General features: G+C 64.1%; 20 protein-coding genes. 15 read left to right on the top strand and 5 right to left on the bottom strand.

Annotation, left to right across the window (positions count from 1 at the left end; genetic code table 11):
* Positions 1 to 43: 43 nt before the first annotated feature.
* Positions 44 to 1,909: a methanol/ethanol family PQQ-dependent dehydrogenase gene (locus OGR47_RS00850; protein WP_216697872.1), complete on the bottom strand. Its 1,866-nt coding sequence runs from the start codon at positions 1,907 to 1,909 to the stop codon at positions 44 to 46.
* A 287-nt stretch (positions 1,910 to 2,196) separates the two neighbouring features.
* On the opposite strand from OGR47_RS00850, the gene OGR47_RS00845 reads away from it, so the two are divergent.
* Entirely contained in the window at positions 2,197 to 3,132 is a 936-nt protein-coding gene (locus OGR47_RS00845) for a quinoprotein relay system zinc metallohydrolase 2 (protein ID WP_165049788.1), read from the top strand.
* A gap of 62 nt (positions 3,133 to 3,194) precedes the next feature.
* Positions 3,195 to 3,986: a quinoprotein dehydrogenase-associated SoxYZ-like carrier gene (locus tag OGR47_RS00840; protein ID WP_165049786.1), complete on the top strand. Its 792-nt coding sequence runs from the start codon at positions 3,195 to 3,197 to the stop codon at positions 3,984 to 3,986.
* Between the two features lie 216 nt (positions 3,987 to 4,202).
* On the opposite strand, the gene OGR47_RS00835 is transcribed toward OGR47_RS00840, so the two are convergent.
* Together OGR47_RS00835 and cobT are read right to left on the bottom strand one after the other, a co-directional pair.
* Complete coding sequence (locus OGR47_RS00835) at positions 4,203 to 4,328, bottom strand: hypothetical protein (RefSeq protein WP_256367619.1); 126 nt, start codon at positions 4,326 to 4,328, stop codon at positions 4,203 to 4,205.
* Between the two features lie 151 nt (positions 4,329 to 4,479).
* Positions 4,480 to 6,378 carry a cobaltochelatase subunit CobT gene (gene cobT, locus OGR47_RS00830; RefSeq protein ID WP_165049784.1) on the bottom strand — a complete coding sequence of 633 codons (1,899 nt, stop codon included), beginning with the start codon at positions 6,376 to 6,378 and terminating at the stop codon, positions 4,480 to 4,482.
* Positions 6,379 to 6,489: 111 nt separating this feature from the next.
* On the opposite strand from cobT, the gene OGR47_RS00825 reads away from it, so the two are divergent.
* Positions 6,490 to 6,816, top strand: coding sequence for a hypothetical protein (locus OGR47_RS00825; protein WP_165049782.1), 327 nt, complete (start codon positions 6,490 to 6,492; stop codon positions 6,814 to 6,816).
* 15 nt (positions 6,817 to 6,831) lie between these two features.
* Positions 6,832 to 7,107, top strand: coding sequence for a hypothetical protein (locus OGR47_RS00820; protein ID WP_165049780.1), 276 nt, complete (start codon positions 6,832 to 6,834; stop codon positions 7,105 to 7,107).
* A gap of 73 nt (positions 7,108 to 7,180) precedes the next feature.
* Here the strand turns inward: OGR47_RS00820 and OGR47_RS00815 are convergent, their stop codons facing one another.
* Positions 7,181 to 7,603, bottom strand: a complete 423-nt coding sequence (locus tag OGR47_RS00815) for a MarR family winged helix-turn-helix transcriptional regulator (RefSeq protein ID WP_165049778.1) — start codon at positions 7,601 to 7,603, stop codon at positions 7,181 to 7,183.
* Positions 7,604 to 7,694: 91 nt separating this feature from the next.
* Here OGR47_RS00815 and OGR47_RS00810 point away from each other — a divergent pair, with 91 nt between their 5' ends.
* The gene (locus tag OGR47_RS00810; RefSeq protein WP_206527400.1) at positions 7,695 to 8,456 is read left to right on the top strand and encodes an SDR family NAD(P)-dependent oxidoreductase; all 762 of its coding nucleotides are present in this window, start codon (positions 7,695 to 7,697) and stop codon (positions 8,454 to 8,456) included.
* Between the two features lie 143 nt (positions 8,457 to 8,599).
* Here the strand turns inward: OGR47_RS00810 and OGR47_RS00805 are convergent, their stop codons facing one another.
* Entirely contained in the window at positions 8,600 to 8,830 is a 231-nt protein-coding gene (locus tag OGR47_RS00805) for an FmdB family zinc ribbon protein (protein ID WP_165049776.1), read from the bottom strand.
* 239 nt (positions 8,831 to 9,069) lie between these two features.
* Here OGR47_RS00805 and OGR47_RS00800 point away from each other — a divergent pair, with 239 nt between their 5' ends.
* The 10 genes from OGR47_RS00800 (at position 9,070) to phoB (ending at position 19,204) form a co-directional block, all read left to right on the top strand.
* On the top strand, positions 9,070 to 10,002 hold the full coding sequence (locus OGR47_RS00800) for a hypothetical protein (RefSeq protein WP_165049774.1): 933 nt from the start codon (positions 9,070 to 9,072) through the stop codon (positions 10,000 to 10,002).
* Positions 9,926 to 11,464 (top strand): Y-family DNA polymerase, encoded by a 1,539-nt coding sequence (locus OGR47_RS00795; RefSeq protein WP_165049772.1) that lies wholly within the window; start codon positions 9,926 to 9,928, stop codon positions 11,462 to 11,464. The genes OGR47_RS00800 and OGR47_RS00795 overlap by 77 nt, the downstream gene beginning before the upstream one ends.
* 122 nt (positions 11,465 to 11,586) lie before the next feature.
* Positions 11,587 to 12,648 (top strand): lysylphosphatidylglycerol synthase domain-containing protein, encoded by a 1,062-nt coding sequence (locus OGR47_RS00790; RefSeq protein WP_165049770.1) that lies wholly within the window; start codon positions 11,587 to 11,589, stop codon positions 12,646 to 12,648.
* Positions 12,649 to 12,673: 25 nt separating this feature from the next.
* Positions 12,674 to 13,735, top strand: coding sequence for an ATP-binding protein (locus tag OGR47_RS00785; protein ID WP_165049768.1), 1,062 nt, complete (start codon positions 12,674 to 12,676; stop codon positions 13,733 to 13,735).
* A 152-nt stretch (positions 13,736 to 13,887) separates the two neighbouring features.
* Positions 13,888 to 14,949 (top strand): phosphate ABC transporter substrate-binding protein PstS, encoded by a 1,062-nt coding sequence (gene pstS, locus OGR47_RS00780; RefSeq protein ID WP_165049766.1) that lies wholly within the window; start codon positions 13,888 to 13,890, stop codon positions 14,947 to 14,949.
* A 148-nt stretch (positions 14,950 to 15,097) separates the two neighbouring features.
* Entirely contained in the window at positions 15,098 to 16,087 is a 990-nt protein-coding gene (pstC, locus tag OGR47_RS00775) for a phosphate ABC transporter permease subunit PstC (RefSeq protein WP_165049872.1), read from the top strand.
* Between the two features lie 12 nt (positions 16,088 to 16,099).
* Positions 16,100 to 16,942: a phosphate ABC transporter permease PstA gene (pstA, locus tag OGR47_RS00770; protein WP_165049763.1), complete on the top strand. Its 843-nt coding sequence runs from the start codon at positions 16,100 to 16,102 to the stop codon at positions 16,940 to 16,942.
* Complete coding sequence (gene pstB, locus OGR47_RS00765; protein ID WP_165049761.1) at positions 16,939 to 17,721, top strand: phosphate ABC transporter ATP-binding protein PstB; 783 nt, start codon at positions 16,939 to 16,941, stop codon at positions 17,719 to 17,721. The genes pstA and pstB overlap by 4 nt, the downstream gene beginning before the upstream one ends.
* Before the next feature lie 21 nt (positions 17,722 to 17,742).
* Complete coding sequence (phoU, locus tag OGR47_RS00760) at positions 17,743 to 18,462, top strand: phosphate signaling complex protein PhoU (RefSeq protein ID WP_165049759.1); 720 nt, start codon at positions 17,743 to 17,745, stop codon at positions 18,460 to 18,462.
* A complete protein-coding gene (phoB, locus tag OGR47_RS00755) occupies positions 18,455 to 19,204 on the top strand; it encodes a phosphate regulon transcriptional regulator PhoB (RefSeq protein WP_165049757.1) in 750 nt (249 codons plus the stop codon). Before phoU ends, phoB begins: the two co-directional genes overlap by 8 nt.
* The last annotated feature ends 26 nt before the right edge of the window (positions 19,205 to 19,230 follow it).

Below are 19,230 nucleotides of genomic sequence, written 5' to 3'. Positions count from 1 at the left end.
TTGCCAGGGTTCGCCGAGCGCCGGTTTTTATCTTACGCTCTGCTTAGTTGGGCAGGGCGAAGACGGTCAGGACGCCGCCGAGGGCGGTATAATTGGCGAGCGAGGCGTAGTTGCCCACCGCGCCGAGACCTTCGTTCGACTTCGACAGACCGGCCGCGAGGCCGATGCCAGCCCAGCCGCCGACGCCCGACAGAACCGCCACATACTGCTTGCCGGCCGATTCATAGGTCATCACATTGCCGATGATGCCCGACGGGGTCTTATACTTGTAGAGCTCCTTGCCGGTCTTCGTGTCGACCGCCTTCAGATAGCCCTCCAGCGTGCCGTAGAAGGTCACGCCGCCGTCCGTCGACACAGCGCCCGACCAGGCCGAGAACTGCTCCTTGTTCGACCAGACGATCTTACCCGTCCGCGCGTCCCAGGCGATGAAGTTGCCGGTGTGGTTCGTGCCGTCGCCCAGCACCTTGCCCGCCGGGAACATTTCCAGCGTCGCGCCGACATAGGGCTGGCCCGCCGTGTAGGACACGCGGAACGGCTCATAGTCCATGCAGACGTGGTTCGTCGGAACCATGAACAGGCCCGTCGCCGGATCGAAAGAAGCCGGCTGTTCGTCCTTCGAGCCGAGAGCGGCCGGGCAGACGTTCTGGGTGTTCGTGTCCTCGCCATTGTGCTGCGTCGAATATTTGTCGACGACCAGCGGACGGCCATAGGTCTTGGACGACTTGTCCATGTCGACCTTCGTCGCCCAGTTCACCGCCGGATCATACTTCTCGGCGACGAGCAGGTCGCCGTTGGTGCGATCGAGCGTATAGGCGAAGCCGTTACGGTCGAAGTGGACGAGCGTCTTGACCTTCTTGCCGCCGATGTCCTGGTCGGCCAGGATCATCTCGTTGATGCCGTCATAGTCCCACTCGTCGTGGGGGGTCATCTGGTAGAGCCACTTCGTCTTGCCGGTGTCGAGGTCGCGCGCCCAGATGGTCATCGACCAGCGGTTGTCGCCCGGACGCTGGTTCGGGTTCCAGGTCGAGGGGTTGCCGGAGCCGTAGTAGACGAGGTTCAGCTCGGGGTCGTAGCTATACCAGCCCCAGGTGGTGCCGCCGCCCGTCTGCCACTGATCGCCCTGCCAGGTGCTGATGCCGGAGTCCTTCTCGACCGGCTGGCCGAGATGGGTGGTCTTGCCCGGCTCGATCAGCGTATCGGCGTCGGGACCCATGGAGTAGCCGCGCCACACCTGCTTGCCGGTCTTGATGTCGTAAGCGGTGATATGGCCGCGCACGCCGAACTCGCCGCCGGCGATGCCGACGAACACCTTGTCCTTGAAGACATGCGGCGCGGCGGTCGAGGTCTGGCCCTTCGACGGATCGCCGTTCTTCACCGACCAGACGACCTTGCCGGTCTTGGCGTCGAGCGCGACGAGCGTGGTGTCGGCCTGAGCGAGGAAAATCTTGCCGTCGCCGTAAGCGACGCCGCGGTTGACCGTGTCGCAGCACATGACCGGAACGACCGACGGATCCTGCTTGGGCTCATATTTCCAGAGGATCTGGTGAGCCGGATCCTTGGCGTCGAGCGCATAGACGATATTGGGGAACGGCGTATGCAGATACATCACGTCGGTCGTGATGGTCTTGCCGGAGCTGTCGGTGACCGACACATTGTTGAGGACGATCGGCGCGCCTTCGTGGCCGCGCAGAACGCCCGTCGAAAACTGCCAGGCCGGCTGGAGCTTGCCGACGTTTTCGCCCGTGATCTGCTTGAGGCCCGAATGGCGGAGATTGGCGTAGTCGCCGGTCGGAGAAACCCACTGCTTGGGATCCTTCGACAGCGTCAGCAATTCGTCGTCGGCTTTCGCAGCGCCGACCGCAAACAGCGCAAGAACACCAACTGAAGTCGACAACAACAGCTTATGCATGAGCATTTCCTCCTGACGACGCCGAGGCGCGCCTTATGGTTGCGCCGCCGCCGACGTCGCGCCTCTATTGGGCGCCTCGACATTGGGAAGGCGTTTTCCGTTTCGCTCCCGGGCCGGTCGTGCAAAAAATTGCCTACAGCGTCGGGATGCTTCCGGTTCCCGTCCGGAAGGCATCTTCTAACTTGGAAACGCCGGGATAATATGTCGCGACCGGTTGAATCGCAATCGCAAAAAACATAAGCCTCGGCGTGTGGGGCCGTGTCGCTAAAGCTCCAAGGTAAATCAACATGTTGCGTTCAATTTCCACCTTGGCCGCTGTGCTTGTCGCGCTGATTTTGACGCCGCTCCCGGCAGCGGCGGAGGCGCCTTTCAAGCTCGACGAGATCGCGCCAGGCGTCTATGCGCATCAGGGCGAAACGTCCCTGATGACCCGGGAAAACTTGGGCGGCATCGCCAATCTAGGCGCCATTGTCGGCGACGACGCAGTCGCGGTGATCGATACGGGCGGGAGCCTCGTTCAGGGCAAGGCCTTCCTTGCCGCGCTGCGCGAGAAGACACAAAAGCCCATCCGATATGTCATCAACACGCACGCGCATCCGGATCATGTTTTCGGCAATGCGGCCTTCGCCCTGCCCCGCGTGACCTTCGTGGGCCACAAGAATTTGCCCCGCGCCCTCGCTGCGCGCGGCGAGCATTATCTCGCATCCTTCCGCCAGATCATGGGCGACGCCCTCGACGGCGTGACCATCGTGCCGCCGACGATGCTCGTATCGGAGACGACGACGCTCGATCTCGGCGGCCGGGAGATCGTTCTACAGGCGTGGAAGACCGCGCATAGCGAGGCGGATCTGACCGCGCTGGACGCCAAGAGCGGTACGCTCTTCGCCGGCGATCTTCTTTTCCTGCAGCATGTGCCGGTGGTCGACGGCAGCCTGCTCGGCTTTCTCGACGTCGCCGACCGTCTGGCGGGAATCAAAGCCGAGCGCGTCGTGCCGGGGCATGGCCCCGACGTCGCGCCCTGGCCCAAGGCGCTCGACGACGAACGCGCTTATCTCATGCGGCTGACCGCCGATCTGCGCGCGGCGATCAAGAAGGGCGAAAGCGTGAAGGACGCCGCGAAGGACGCTGGAAGCGAAGAGCGCGACAAATGGCGTCTTTTCGATGATTACAACGCCCGAAACGCCACGGCTGGCTTTGCGGAGCTGGAGTGGGAGGGGCCGTGACTTTGTCTCACGGTCAGGCTCCAAGCTGCGCTAATCTCTCGCGAGAGTTTTGGAGGACGCCCATGTCAACCGCCCGCACGGCGCTCGCCGCCGCAATGCTCGCTGCCGCCCTCGCCTCTTCGGCGTTGGCGCAATCCAGCGCGCCCGACCTTTGGCCGGGGCTCGTCACGGACATCTTCCACGGCCGGGAGATCGCCATGGCCGACGGCGCTGTTTCGCTCGAAGCGCCCAAGCGCGCGGAGGACGCGGCGATCGTGCCGATGACCTTGCGCTTCCCTGAGCCGGCCAAAGTGAAGGTCGCAACGCTCGTCATCGATCAGAACCCCATGCCGATGGCCGCGAGCTTCACTTTTGGCGAGAAAGCCGGCGTCGACGCGATCGAAACGCGCGTGCGGGTGAACAGCTACACCAACGTCCACGCCGTTGCGGAGACGCGCGACGGCAAGCTTCATTCGGAAGTCAAATTCGTGAAGGCCTCGGGCGGATGTTCGGCCCCCGCCGGCAAGGACCCGGACGAGGCGCTCGCCAATATGGGCAAGATGAAATACCGCGAATTGAAGAGCGCGGTCGCGAGCAAGCGCGAGGCGCAAATCATGATCCGGCACCCGAATAATTCCGGCCTGCAGATGGACCCGATCACGCGCGCCTATACGCCTGCACATTACATCGACGCCGTCGAGGTCTGGCAGGGCGACGATCTGATCTTCAAGATGGAGGGCGGGATTTCTCTTTCGGAAGACCCGAACTTCCGTTTCACTTATGCGCCCAATGGCGCCAAGACGCTTCGCGTGATCGCGCATGACAATATGGGCGGAGAGTTCAAGGGCGAATGGCCGATCGCCGATGCCTCGTGAGGGAGCTGCCGCCAAAGTGGCGATGACGCCCCTCGTGCTTCGAGACGCCTGCTGCGCAGTCTCCTCAGCATGAGGAGCTTCTGCAACTTCGCCAAACACTTAGGCCTCATCCTGAGGAGCGAGCGAAGCTCGCGTCTCGAAGGACGAGGCCGCCTCGGAGGTTTGTCAGCAGACTGGGGGAGCGCTTGCCGCTCCCTTTTGCATTTCCGCCCCGCCTCAGCCGAAAATCGTTACGGCCGCGCAGAAGGCGAGCGGCAGCGTCGCCAAGGCACAAAGCGCCGTTACGCAGGCCATTTTCTCGAATTCGGGCGCCTCGTCGCGTATTTTTCTCACCAACGCCATCTTACTCGCTCCCAAGCAACGCTTATCGCGCGCTCGTTGACGTTGGCGCGCCCATGTTAACGCGCATCGACGTGGATTCGTTGCAATTTTAACGTCGTAGCGGCATTTCCAATCCCGCCGATTTCATACGCGAAACGTGGTTTCGGCTGGGTTAAGCGCGGGCGCCGGCGCGGCCATTTGAAGGCGTATTTTCGCTGAAGAGCTCCGCAAGCTTTTCGGTCATGGCGCCGCCGAGCTCCTCGGCGTCGACGATGGTCACGGCGCGGCGGTAATAGCGCGTCACGTCGTGGCCGATGCCGATAGCGATCAGCTCCACCGGCGACTTCGTCTCGATGTCGAAGATCACCTGGCGCAGGTGGCGCTCGAGATAATTCCCCGGATTGACGGAGAGCGTCGAATCATCGACCGGCGCGCCGTCGGAGATCATCATCAGGATGCGGCGCTGCTCCGTGCGCGCCAGGAGCCGCCGATGCGCCCAGTCGAGCGCCTCGCCGTCGATATTCTCCTTCAGGAGCCCCTCGCGCATCATCAGGCCGAGATTGCGCCGCGCCCGCCGCCAGGGCGCGTCGGCGGCCTTGTAGATGATGTGGCGGATGTCGTTGAGGCGGCCGGGATTGGGCTTCTTGCCTTCGTTGATCCACAGCTCGCGCGACTGGCCGCCCTTCCAGGCGCGGGTGGTGAAGCCCAAGATTTCGACCTTCACGCCGCAGCGCTCGAGCGTGCGGGCGAGAATATCGGCGCAGGTCGCGGCCACGGTGATCGGGCGGCCGCGCATGGAGCCGGAATTGTCGAGCAGCAGCGTGACCACCGTATCGCGGAAGTCCGTGTCCTTTTCGCGCTTGAAGGAGAGCGGCTGCTGCGGATCGATGATCACGCGCGGCAGGCGCGCCGGATCGAGCATGCCCTCTTCGATGTCGAACTCCCAGGACCGGCTCTGCTGCGCCATCAGCCGGCGCTGCAGGCGGTTGGCGAGGCGGCCGACGACCGACGACAAATGCAGAAGCTGCTTGTCGAGATAGGCGCGCAGCCGGTCGAGCTCCTCGGAATCGCACAATTCCTCGGCGCGCACAGTCTCGTCGAAGCGGGAGGTGTAGGCGTGGTAATCCGCGCCGGAGCGGTCTGAGGCTGTGGTCGAGGGGCGGCGCGCGTCGGCGGCCTCCTCCATATCGCCCGTATCCGATTCCTCCGCCGACTCGCCATAGGGAGCCTCGGCGGATTCGCTCTCGCCCTCCTGCTCAGAGTCCTCGGCGGCGAGGGCGGTCTCCATCTCGGCGGCGCTCTTGGCCTGATCCTCTTCCTGCTGCGGCTCTTCGCTTTCCTCGGGGTTCTGCGGCGCTTCGCTGCTCTCCTCGTCCGCCTCGGTCTCTTCCGGCGCCTCGGCGCCGGCCATGTCGAGATGAGCGAGAAGCTCGCGCACGATCTGCGCGAAATGCTTCTGGTCCTCGACCGCGCCGACGAGCCGGTCGAGATCGCCGCCGGCGCGCTTCTCGATGACCTCCCGCCAGAATTCGACGATCTTCGCGCCATGCGGCGGCGACTCGAGGCCTGTGAGGCGCTCGCGGGCCATCAGCGCCAATGCGTCCTCGAGCGGCGCGTCGTCGCGGCTCGTAATTTTCTCGGAATGGCTGCGCGCGTAGCGGTCTTCCAGCATCGCGCCGATATTGGCGGCGACGCCGGCCATGCGCCGCGCGCCGATCGATTCGACCCGGGCCTGCTCCAAAGCGTCGAAGGCGGCGCGCGCCTCCATCGTCTCGGGGGCGTGGCGCCGATGCAGCGCGTCGTCGTGGCAGGCGAGGCGCAGCGCGATCGAATCGGCCTGGCCGCGCAGGATCGCCGCGTCCTTCGGCGAGAGCTTGCGCGGCGGGTCCGTCAACCGCGCCTTGGCGCCCTCGGGCGAGGCAAGGAGCGACGGGCGCTCGGGCGCGAAAGCCACTTCGAGCTTGGCGGTTTTCGCCATGGCGCGCATGGCGCCGGCGACGGCCCTTTTGAAGGGTTCCTGCGGGGCTTCCTTGGGAGCGACGGGGCGGCGGTTGGTGGGCGCGGGCGGCATGACGCCACTATATGCGCGGGCGCGGGGAAAGGAGCAAGTCGCTATGGCTTTCGCTCTGAGCTGAGCTATCTCAGAAGCTATTAGCCGCATTTGCATACGGGAGTTAGCACCATGTCATTCAACGGATTGCAACCAGCCGACGGACCGTTTTTCTTAGCGCCAGGACAGCAAATTCGTGTGAACATGTGGTACGGCGATCCTGGAGACGATAACGGCGCTCAGTGGATCATGGCGCACCCGCTTGCGGGTGAGGCGCCCTGTGAGTTGGTCATCTCAGACCAGTCTAAGATTCTCGATTATGCCATCGGGTGCATTCAGGAGAATGGCCCTCCCCAGGCTTGTCCGGGCCAGGATCCGTACTATCGTTACGGCGTCACCATTACGAATTGGGGCTCTAGCGGCGTGCATTTCAACATCCAGGGCGGCGGCAACGTCTAACGTTTGGAGGAGCCGATGGACAAGTCCATGAAAATGCTCGTGGTTACAGACTCCGCGGGGAAGATCGTCGCCGCTGCTCGTCGAGGAACTTCCTCGATAAAAGGCCAAAGTCTGGCAATTAAGCCTCTTCCAGGCCAGACTGTTCATGAAGTCGATATTCCCGAGCCAGTGACGCGGCTATCGGGGCGAGATTTTCACCTCTTCCTTTCGCAAAGCCGTTTCGAGCACGGCACGGCAAAGCTCACTTTTCCCTCTATCCGTGTAAAAAAGTCGGCGCACCCGAAAGGTTGAGATGACGACAGGCGTCGCGGGCGCCTAGAGTTGTCGGCGCCGGTTGTGGCCTTAATCCACCCGGCAAGGTGGATCACACTTCCATTTTTGTGGTCGCGATCCTGTCGAGCAATTGTATGAGCTGTTCAATCTCAGAATGACTTAGCCCCGCGAAGGCGGACTCCAAGGCGTCCGCCACCAAGGGCGCGGCTTTTTCGAGCAATTCTGCTCCCGCATCGGTCAGATGATGGCGGATCGATCGACCCGGCCCGGCGACCCTCTGGATCAAGCCTCGCTTCGCCAGTTTGGCGACGAGCTCGCCAACGGATTGATCCGTCATCAGACTCGCTTTGGCGAGGGCGTGTGTTGATTGCGCTGGATGAGCCCGAATTCGATCGAGCACGACCCATTGGGCCATGGTCAAACCCAAGCTGGCGAGATTTCGATCGAATGCGCCGCTTTTCGCGATTTGTGCGCGCTTGAGACTCAGCGCCGCCAGTCTCAAAGAATCCTGCATGCGTATAAGGCTCCTTGTATCAACGAGCGAATGGATATATAAGGATCACTATATAAGGACATTTGAATAGACGTTACCATTTGGAGCACTCATGCAAATGGTCGATTCCGTCAACAAGACAGCAAAGATTGCCCCTGTCGTTCTCATAACCGGGGCCACTGCCGGCATCGGGCTTGAAATAGCCCGTCAACTCGCTGAGGCCGGCCTGAAACTCATTATCGGCGCGCGTGACGCCGAGCGCGGCCGCGCCATTGCGGCAGAATTCTGCGCAGCGGGTGGGGATGTGGTTTCGGTTCAACTAGATGTCACCGATCCGGTCAGCGTCTCACGCGCTGCAACCCGGGTGAGTGGCGAAATCGGCCGGCTGGACGTGCTGATCAACAACGCGGGAATTGCCAGAGATCAGAAAAAGACGCCGTCGGAAACGACGTTGCAGGACTTTCGCGAGACTTACGAGACAAACGTCTTCGGCGTGGCCATGGTTACAAACGCATTTCTGCCCATGCTTTTGAAATCGAGAGATGGCCGCATCATCAATCAATCCGCTGCGCTTGGCTCGCACAGCATGACCGCTCGTATGGAGCCGCCATTGATCAAGCTCAACTGGCTTGCTTACAACAGCTCGAAAGCAGCGTTGAACTCGATCACTTTGGAATATGCCAAATTCTTGAGAGAAACCTCGGTCAGAACATTTGCCACGTCGCCAGGACAGGTTTCAACCGCGCTCAACGGCTATCGTCAAGGCGGCGTATCGCCTGCGGAGGGCGCCAGCATAGCGGTGCGCCTTGCAACGATTGACCCTCCGCCGCCTAACGGCAGCTTTTGGGGTCTTGCTGGGCAACTGGCATGGTAAGCCCTAGTGGGTATCATTCCCGGCGAGCCGGAAGCCCAACCGGGAATCCAGAACCACAAGAGCGCTGATTTTGCTATGGATTCCCGATCGCTCGCTTTGCGAGCGATCGGGAATGACATGGAACCAATCAAACGGATTTCGTATTAGAGCTTCCCGCGTTCGGCCTTGCTGAAATTGGAGAGATTGCCTTCGGCCGCCGCCGCGCGGCGCCAGGAACGGGCGATGGCCGGATATTTGATTTCATTGCAGATGCGCGATACCTGCTGCGTCAGCTTGGCCGACCCACAGGCTGGACATTCCGGCGTGTCGGAAGAGCGCACCAAAAGTTCGAACTCGGCCTGACAGTCGTTGCAGCTATACGCATAAAGGGGCATGTCGGTCCTCGCAGGGAATACATACGGCCGCAGGGCAAGCAAAAGCTGTTCCAGCCTATGAAAAGATAAGAAGATTCAGGGCTGGCGTGGAATGCCCATCGCCAATGTCGCTTTTCCGACAAGCTGCCAAGTCGCATGAAAATAGCGCTCTCTGAATCCGGCTTGACTCTTTCCCACACGAGAACAAATATCGAACACGCGCCGAGGGGCGCTCTCTCCAGATCTGGGCTTTAGGACCGATGTCGCAAAGCGGCGTTTCGGAACGCATTCTCTTTTTGCGCCGTCGCATCGCCGCCATCGAGGCGCGCGACGCAACGGCGGCGCGCGCGCCCCTGACGCAGGATCGCGCCCGTCATTGCGAGCGAAGCGAAGCAATCCAGGACAGTGATGTGGCTCTGGATTGCTTCGTCGCTGACGCTCCTCGCAATGACGGCGATGATTTTCTCTCGCCGCTTTTCGCCACCGGCCGCGGCGGCCTGAGCGAGATCTTCTCCGCCCGCCCGCCGGACGCGCCCGCTGCGGCCGCTTTCGCCCTCGCCATGGCGCTGCGGGCGCAGGCGGCGCGCGCAGGCGGCGCGCTCGTCTTCATCATCGAGGATATGAGCGCGCGCGAATTCGGCCTGCCTTATGGGCGCGGCCTCATGGCGGCGGGCGTCGATCTTTCCCGCGTCGCGCTCATCAAGGTCCGCCGACCGCGCGAGGCGCTCTGGGCCATGGAGGAGGCGTTGAAAAGCCCGGCCTGCGCGGCGGTCGTCACCGAGGTTTTTCTCGACGCCCGCCTCTATGACCTCGCCGCCTCGCGGCGCCTGCTGCTCGCCGCAAGGCGCGGCGGCGCGTTGGGCGTTCTTGCGCCGCAGGGGACGCCGGCCGGGCGCGTCTCCAGCGCCGCGGAATTGCGAGTCGAGATCGCCGCCAATCGCAGCGCCCAGCCGGCGCCGCTCGCCTCGGCGCGCCCGCCGCTTTCTCCTCTCGCGCCCTTCCTGTGGCGGCTGCGGGTCCTGAAGGCGCGCGCCGGCCTTCTCGGCGCGCCGGGCGAGATCGACCCGGCGCAATGGCGCGACATCGCCTTCGATCCTGAAAGAGTAGCGTTTCGTCATGCGTTTCCTGAGCGTCTTCCTGCCGAGGCTCGCGACCGACCGCCTGTTGCGGCGCCGTCGCGGCGCCGCGCCTGAGGCCTTCGCCCTCTACGCCCGCGTGAAGGGGGCGGAACGGCTCACCGCCGTCGACGCGCGGGCGCAAAAGCGCGGCCTCGCGCCCGGCATGGCGGTCGCCGACGCCCGCGCCCGCTGCCCCGCGCTGGCGCTTGCCGAGGCCGACCCGAAAGCCGACGCCGCGCTCGTCGCGGGGCTCGCCGACTGGGGCCGCCGCTTCACCCCGCTCGCCGCGCCCGATCCGCCCGACGGCCTGCTGCTCGACGTGACGGGCGCCGCGCATCTTTTCGGCGGCGAGGCGGCGCTTCTCGACGACGTCGAAAGCCGGCTGCGCGCTTTGGGCTTCGCCGCCCGTGCCGCGATCGCGCCAGGGCCGGCCCTCGCCCGGGCGCTGGCGCGCTTCTCCAACACCCGTCTCGTCGCCGCGCAGGCGCGGCAGGAAGAGCTCGACCGTCTCGCTGCGTCTTTCCCGATCGACGCGCTGGTGCTCGAGGGGGAAGCCCTCGCCGGCATGCGCCGCGCCGGTCTGCGCAGCATCGGCGATCTCCTCGAGCGGCCCCGCGCGCCCCTTGCCGCGCGTTTTGGCGCCCAGGCGCTGACGCGGCTCGACGCGCTCACCTGCCGCATCCGCGACCCGATCACGCCGCGCTTCGAGGCGCCGGCCTTCATCGCCGAGCGGCGCTTTCCCGACGGGTTGACCCGGCAGGAGGATCTCGCGGCGACGCTGACGCGCCTCGCCAGCGATCTCTGCCCCATGCTCGAACGCGCCGGCGTCGGCGCGCGGCGGCTGGAGGCGGTTTTCTACCGGGTCGACGGCGCGGTGAAACGCATCACGGCCGGAACCAGCCGACCGCTGCGCGATCCAGCCCGCCTTGCAGCCCTCCTGGCCGAGCGTCTTTCAGCGGTCGCGGAGGAGGGGCTCGACACCGGCTATGGCTTCGACGTGCTGCAACTGTCGGCGACCGAAGTAGAAAGTGCGGTGCCGCCGCAGACGGCCTTCGTCGCCCCGCCGCGCGGCGGCGAAACCGACGAAGACCTCGGCGATCTTCTCGACCGGCTCGGCGCGCGGCTCGGCCTGCGCCGCGTGCTGCGGCTGCACCCGGAGGCCGCGCATCTGCCGGAATTCGCCATCGCCGCCGTCCCGGCCGCCTTCGGCGCGCCTCGGCCCCACACTGAAAAATGCGCGGAAAGCGCGATGCGGCCGCTGCGGCTTTTCGAGCGTCCGGAGCCTATCGAGGCCATCGCGCTCTTTCCCGACGGCCCGCCGCTCAAATTCCGTTGGCGGCGGGTCTTGCGTGAAATCGTCGCTTTCGAGGGGCCGGAGCGCATCGCGGCGCCCTGGTGGGACGATGCGCCGCAGCAATTTACCCGGGATTATTTCCACGCACAGGATAAAAACGGCCAATTGTTCTGGCTCTTCCGCGAGGGGCTTTACGGGCGAGAGACCGATAATCCCCGCTGGTTCGTGCATGGCCTGTCTTGACTCAGCCGGCGCGGGCGCCAAGCTAAAAGGCGGTTGCCCGTCATTCTGACGTCATCTTTTCAGGACGAAGTCTTTGGCCGGCGCTCGCGTGGCGAACCGGCCCCACTTCCAACGAGCGGTAGATGCAACAAGACGAGGATCTCGCCATTTCGTCTCACTCCGGCCTGCCGGTCGTCATCCGGCGCAAGAATTTTTTCGAGACGCTGCAGGATCGCCTTCCCCATGGGGCGAGCCACATCCTCGGCGTTCTCGCCAGCCTCGCGCTCTTCGGGGTCGCCGCCTACATCCTCACGAACACCCTTTCGCATGTCCGCTTCGCCGACGTCGTCGAGGCGTTGACGGCGACGAGCGGCGGCCAGATTCTCGCCGCCCTTTTCTTCACGGTCCTCTCTTATTTCGCGCTCACGGGCTATGACGTCTCGGCGCTTCGCCAGATCCGCCACTGTTCGCCCTATCGCGTGACGGCGCTCGCCTCCTTCGCGAGCTACGCCATCTCCTTCAATCTCGGCTTTCCGATCGTCACCGGCGCCGCCGTGCGCTACTGGATTTATTCGCGCGTGGGAATGACCGCGCTGCAGGTCGCCAATCTCACGGTAATCACCGGCGTCACCTTCTGGCTCGGCATGACGGCGGTCGTCGGCTTCACGCTGGTGAAGGCGGCCGGATCGCTGGCCGCGGTCGATCGTCTGCCGACGGCGTTGCATGTCGCGGCCGGAGTCTTCATCCTTGCGACTGTCGCCGGCTATGGCGCCTGGGTGGCGCTGGAGCCCCGGCGCATTCGCCTGCGCGGCCATGTGCTGGAAATGCCGGGCGTGGGATCGACGGTCGAGCAGCTCGCGGTCGGCGTCGCCGATCTCTGCGCCGCCTCGGCCGTGCTCTACATGTTGCTGCCGGCAGGCGTCGACCTCGATTATACGGCTTTCCTCGCCGTCTATGTCCTCGCCTGCATTCTCGGCGTCGTCAGCCATGCGCCGGGCGGCATCGGCGTCTTCGAGGCGACGATGCTGCATGCGCTGCCGGGCGCCTCGCAGGAAAGCATTCTCGCCTCGCTACTTCTTTTCCGCGTCGTCTATTATTTCCTGCCCTTCATCGTCGCGCTCGCCATGCTCGGCGCCGACGAGGGCGCGCGCCGCTGGAGCGCCTTGCGTGATGCGGTCGCGCGCATCATTGAGGAACGAAGCTGAGGTTTCAGCGGGAAGCGATTTTCATATGGCGCATCTTAAATGGCCCGCTGAAGACATGCTCGGCCCGGTGATCGACGCGCTTCCAGAGCCCGTCTTCGTCATCGACGCGGAAACCCACGCGCTGGCCTTCAACGCCGCCGCCCGCATCCTTGCGCCGGCATTGCGCATCGGCGAGCCATTGTCGCGCAGCCTGCGTTCGCCGGACATGCTGGACGCCGCGATGCGCGTGCTCTCCGGCGGAAACGCCGAAAAGGCCTCGTGGGTGGAGCGCCTCCCGCTCGAACGCTGGTTCGAGGCCCATATCGCGCCCATCCGCTTTCCCGGCCACGAGACCGTCGCGATGATCAGCTTGCGCGACCTGACCGAAGCGCACCGGATCGAGCGCATGCGCGTCGATTTCGTGGCCAACGCCAGCCACGAATTGCGCACGCCGCTCGCCTCTCTTCTGGGTTTCGTCGAAACGCTGCAGGGGCCGGCAAAAAACGATCCGGCGGCGCGCGATAAATTCCTGAGCATCATGCGCGAGCAGGCGCAGCGCATGGCGCGCCTCGTCGACGATCTTCTCTCGCTCTCGCGCATCGAGCAGCACATGCATGTGCGCCCGGCGGAAGCGGTCGACTTCACCATGCTCGTCGCGCATATCGTCGACACGCTGACGCCGATGGCGGAAGAGAGCGACATCCCCCTGGCGCTGGATCTCGAACCAAACGTCATCGTCCCCGGCGACCGCGACGAACTCGCGCGGATCGCCGAGAATCTCATCGAGAACGCGCTGAAATACGGCCACAGCGAAAACAGCCCCAAGCCAGTCGAAATTTCGCTGGCGCGCAGAGGCGTGACCGCCGTTTTCTCGGTGCGCGATCACGGCCCCGGCGTGGCGCAGGAGCATATTCCGCGTTTGACCGAACGCTTCTACCGCGTCGACGCCGGCAAGAGCCGCGCCAAGGGCGGCACGGGGCTCGGCCTCGCGATCGTCAAACATATCGTGCTGCGCCATCGCGGCCGGCTCGGCATAGAGTCCGCCCTGGGAGAGGGATCGCTTTTCAGAGTGACGCTGCCTGCTACAGATCAGACCCAGTGGAAATGAAATTAAAAAACTGAATTTATGCGACCTTCCAACGTCATGAAACTGTAACAAAACTATCACAAAACTCTCTTGCCTGGTCGCTAAAGGACTAGGGCGTGACAGGCGCCCCGCGCCTCTCGTGTATATATTCTCGAGCTGAAAGCGATCCTCGAATGATCTCCAAGTTCTTAAAGCGCGCCGCCGTCGCGACGATGGCGCTCGCGACCATGGCCGGCGCCGCCATGGTCAGCCCGGCCCTCGCGCTGGATATTTCCGGCGCGGGCGCGACCTTCCCTTATCCGATCTACGCCAAATGGGCGGAGACCTATAAGAAAGAGACCGGCAACGGCCTCAACTATCAGTCGATCGGCTCCGGCGGCGGCATCAAGCAGATCAAGGCCCGCACCGTGACCTTCGGCGCCTCCGACCAGCCGCTGAAGCCGGAAGACCTCGACGCCGCCAATCTCATTCAGTGGCCGCAGGTCATCGGCGGCATCGTGCCGGTCGTCAATCTCGACGGCGTCACGCCGGGCGAGCTCGTCCTCGACGGCCCGACCGTCGCGAAGATCTATCTCGGCCAGATCACGAGCTGGGATGACGCCGCGATCAAGAAGCTCAATCCGAAGGCCAAGCTCGCCTCGACCGCGATCGTCGTCGTCCATCGTTCGGACGGATCGGGCACGACCTTCAACTTCACCAACTATCTCTCCAAGATCTCCGAGGAGTGGAAGTCCAAGGTCGGCGAGAATTCGGCGGTCGAATGGCCGGCCGGCATCGGCGCCAAGGGCAATGAAGGCGTGGCCAACAACGTCGCCAACACCAAGGGCGCGATCGGCTATGTCGAATATGCCTACGCCAAGCAGAACAAGCTGACCCACACCAAGATGATCAACGCCGCGAACAAGGTTGTCGCGCCGGGCGTCGACAGCTTCCAGGCGGCCGCCGCCAATGCGGATTGGGCGAAGGCCCCGGGCTTCTACCAGATCATCACCAACTCGCCGGGCGCCAAGTCCTGGCCGATCTCGGCGGCGACCTTCATCCTTCTCCCGAAGGACTCGAAGGATGAGGCTGCGACGGGCGAAGCCCTGAAGTTCTTCGGCTGGGCCTTCGCCAATGGCGGCAAGGCGGCGGAAGAGCTCGATTACATCCCGATGCCGAAGCCCGTCGTCGAGCTCATCAAGAAGAGCTGGGCGAATGTGAAGGGCGCGGACGGAAAGCCGCTCGCGCAGCACTGAGGCGCGGCGCTTTTGCGGCGCGCATTAACGGCGGCTCAAGGAAAGAGCCGCTAGCGACCAGGACGCCGGTTCGAGAGAGCCGGCGTCTCAGGAGCATCTCATGACGACGACCGAACCCACGCGGCGTGGATCGAATGGAGAGGGCAATATGTCGGAGCTAGCAATGGAGAGCGCTGTGCCTCGTCCAGCGGTCGTCGACCGCACAAAAGCGCTTTCAAGCATTGCGTTGCTAGACCGAATCTTTTTCCAGGTGACGCGCGCCGCCGCGGTCATCGTCCTGGTCATTCTCAGCGGCGTCATCGTCTCGCTGGTTCACGGCTCTCTGCCGGCGATCAAGGCCTTTGGCCCCGGTTTCCTGATCTCGCAGGCGTGGAACCCCGTCACCGAGAATTTCGGCGCCTTGCCGGCGATCTTCGGCACGATCGTGACCTCGCTCGTCGCCATGCTCATCGCCGTCCCGGTCGGCATCGGCATTGCGACTTTCCTGACCGAGCTCTGCCCGCATGCGTTGCGCCGGCCGATCGGCGTCGCCATCGAGCTTCTGGCCGGCATCCCGTCGATCATCTACGGCATCTGGGGCCTCTTCGTCTTCGCGCCTTTCATTCAGACCCATGTGCAGCCCGGCTTGATCTCGCTCTTCGGCGACGTGCCCGTGCTGTCCTCGATCTTCGCCGGCCCGCCTTATGGCATCGGCATGCTGACCGCCGGCTTCATTCTCGCCATCATGGTGCTGCCCTTCATCGCCTCCATCTCGCGCGACGTCTTCGAAACCGTTCCGCCGGTCCTCAAGGAAGCGGCGATCGGCGTTGGCTGCACGACATGGGAATTGATGCGCTATGTGGTTCTGCCCTACACGCGCGTCGGGGTCATCGGCGGCATCATGCTGGGTCTCGGCCGCGCGCTGGGCGAAACGATGGCGGTCACCTTCGTCATCGGCAATGCGCATAAAATCTCGCCCTCGCTATTCGCGCCCGGCACGACCATCTCGGCGACCATCGCCAATGAATTCACCGAGGCCGTCGGCGATGTTTACACATCGGCCCTCATCGAGCTCGGCCTGATCCTCTTCGTCATCACCTTCATCGTTCTGGCGATCGCGCGTTACATGCTGATGCGCATCGAGCGGAAGTCGGCTTAAGGAGCCCGCGCCATGTCGCTCTACGCCACCCGCCGCCGGCGCAATTCACTGGCGACGACCCTCGCCTGGGGCGCCGCGATCTTCGGCCTGACCTGGCTGTTGCTGATCCTCGTTGCGCTTCTCTATGAAGGCCTTCGCGGCCTTTCGCCCGCCGTCTTCACCCAAACGACGCCGCCGCCCGGCAGCCAAGGCGGCCTCGTGAACGCCATCGCCGGCTCGCTCGTGATGACCGTGATCGGCGTCGCCATCGGCGCGCCGCTCGGCATGCTGGCCGGCACCTATATGGCGGAATACGGCCGCTATTCGAAGCTGACCGCCGTCGTGCGCTTCATCAACGACATCCTGCTGAGCGCGCCGTCGATCGTCATCGGCCTTTTCGTCTACACGCTGCTCGTCGGGCCCATGGGGCATTTCTCCGGCATCTCCGGCGCCGTCGCCCTCGCCCTGCTCGTCGTCCCGGTCGTCCTGCGCACGACCGAAGACATGCTGCTGCTCGTGCCCGGCTCGATGCGCGAAGCCGCCGCCGCGCTCGGCGCGCCGCGCGCGCTCGTCATCGGCAAGGTGGCCTATCGCGCCGCCAAGGCCGGACTCGTCACGGGCATTCTGCTCGCTGTGGCGCGCGTCTCGGGCGAAACCGCGCCGCTGCTCTTCACGGCGCTCAACAACCAATTCTGGAGCACCGACCTCAACGCGCCGATGGCGAGCTTGCCGGTCGTCATCTTCCAGTTCGCCTTGTCGCCCTACAAAGATTGGCAGCAGCTCGCCTGGACGGGCGCCCTGTTGATCACCCTCGCCGTTCTCGCCCTGTCGATCACTGCCCGCGCGCTGAGCGCCGGCCGGAGAAAATCGAAATGAACGCCCTCGCTCAGGTGAACCAGTCCGCCACCAAGATCTCGGTGCGCAGCCTCGATTTCTATTACGGTTCGACGCGCGCGCTCAAATCCGTCTCGCTGCCGCTGCACAGCCATAAGGTGACGGCCTTCATTGGCCCGTCGGGCTGCGGCAAGTCCACCCTGCTGCGCGTGCTCAACCGCATGTACGACCTGTATCCGGGTCAGCGCGCCGAAGGCGAGGTGCTGCTCGACGGCGAGAACATCCTCGATCCGGCGATCGACCTCAACGCCCTGCGCGCCCGCGTCGGCATGATCTTCCAAAAGCCGACGCCCTTCCCCATGTCGATCTATGAGAACGTCGCTTTCGGCATCCGCCTCTACGAGAAATTGTCGCGCGCCGATATGGACATCCGCGTCGAAGAGGCTTTGCGCGGCGCGGCGCTCTGGGACGAGGTGAAGGACAAGCTGCAGGCGAGCGGGCTCGGCCTTTCCGGCGGCCAGCAGCAACGCCTATGCATCGCCCGCAGCGTCGCCGTGCAGCCCGAGGTCATGCTCTTCGACGAGCCCTGCTCCGCTCTCGACCCGATCTCGACGGCGAAGGTCGAAGAGCTGATCGAGGAGCTTTCCTCGCAATACACGATCGCGATCGTGACCCATAATATGCAGCAGGCGGTGCGCGTCTCCGACTACACCGCTTTCATGTATCTGGGCGAGCTCATCGAATTCGCCGACACCGACGACGTCTTCAACCGGCCGAGAGAAAAGCGCACGCAGGACTACATCACCGGCCGCTTCGGCTGAATCCCATTTAAGGAACGAGCGATGACTGACCATACCGTCAAGTCCTATGACCGCGATCTCGAGGCGCTGGGACGTCGCATCTCCGAGATGGGCGGCGTTGCGGAGAAAATGCTCGCCGAGGCGATGGACGCATTGTCCAACCTCGACCTCGAGCTCGCAAAGCAGGTCGTCGCAAGCGACGCGCGGCTCGACGCGCTCCAGCGCGAGATCGAGGAAAACGCCGTGATGACCATCGCCCGCCGGCAGCCGCTGGCGGTCGATCTACGCGAATGCATCGCCGCAATCCGCATCTCCGGCGACATCGAGCGGATCGGCGACCTCGCCAAGAATATCGCCAAGCGCACCCTGAAGATCGCCTCCGAGGCCCGTTTGCCCCGCGCCATCGTCGGCTTGAAGTCGATGCATGAAATCGCGGCGACGCAGCTTAAGGACGCGCTCGACGCCTATGCGCTGCGTGACGAAGAACGCGCCCGCACCGTCTGGATGAACGACGCCGATCTCGACGCGCTGGAAGACTCGGTGTTTCGCGATCTTCTCACCTTCATGATGGAAGATCCGCGCAACATCTCGTTCTGCACGCATCTTCTGTTCTGCTCGAAGAACCTCGAACGCATCGGCGACCACACGACCAATATCGCCGAGACCATCGTCTATCTCGTGACAGGCGAATCCATGCCGCTCGAGCGCCCCAAAGCACGGTCGGGCGTTTTGAGCGCAGAGAGCGAAGCATCGCATGAGTGAGACGACGACCGCGCCGACCATCACCCGGGACGGCAAGAGCGACCGCGCCCCCAGGATTCTCGTCGTCGAGGACGAGATCCCGCTGGCGACGCTGCTGGTTTATAATCTGGAGGCGGAAGGCTATCAGGTCGAGCACGTCGATAATGGCGACGAAGCGGAGCTGCGCATCGCGGAATCGCCGCCGGACCTGATGCTGCTCGACTGGATGCTGCCCGGCGTCTCGGGCCTCGAAATCTGCCGCCGCCTGCGCGCGCGCGACACCGCCCGCGACATGCCGATCATCATGCTGACCGCGCGCGGCGAGGAGGCCGAGCGCGTGCGCGGGCTTTCGGTCGGCGCCGACGACTATGTGGTCAAGCCCTTCTCGACCCCGGAGCTGATGGCGCGCGTGCGCGCTTTGCTGCGTCGCGCCCGGCCGGAGCGCGTCGCCTCAAAGCTGACGCTGGGCGATATCGACCTCGACCGCGAGACGCGTCGCGTGCGCCGCTCGGGCCGGGAAATCCACCTGGGCCCGACCGAGTTCCGGCTGCTCGAATATTTCATGGAGAAGCCCGGCCGCGTTTTCACGCGCGCCCAGCTCCTCGACAGCGTCTGGGGCATGTCGGCGGAGATCGACGAGCGCACGGTGGACGTGCATGTCGGACGGCTTCGCAAGGCGCTCATCCGCGGCCGGGAAAAAGACCCGATCCGCACTGTGCGCGGCTCCGGCTATTCTTTCGACGAGACCTTTGGTCGAGACTGACCTTCGGCCGCGTTACCCCCGCGGCC

The sequence above is a fragment of the Methylocystis sp. MJC1 genome (assembly GCF_026427715.1).
Classification (GTDB): Bacteria; Pseudomonadota; Alphaproteobacteria; order Rhizobiales; family Beijerinckiaceae; genus Methylocystis.
Note: the sequence above shows the minus strand (reverse complement) of the source record. Positions and strands in the feature narration are given on the sequence as shown.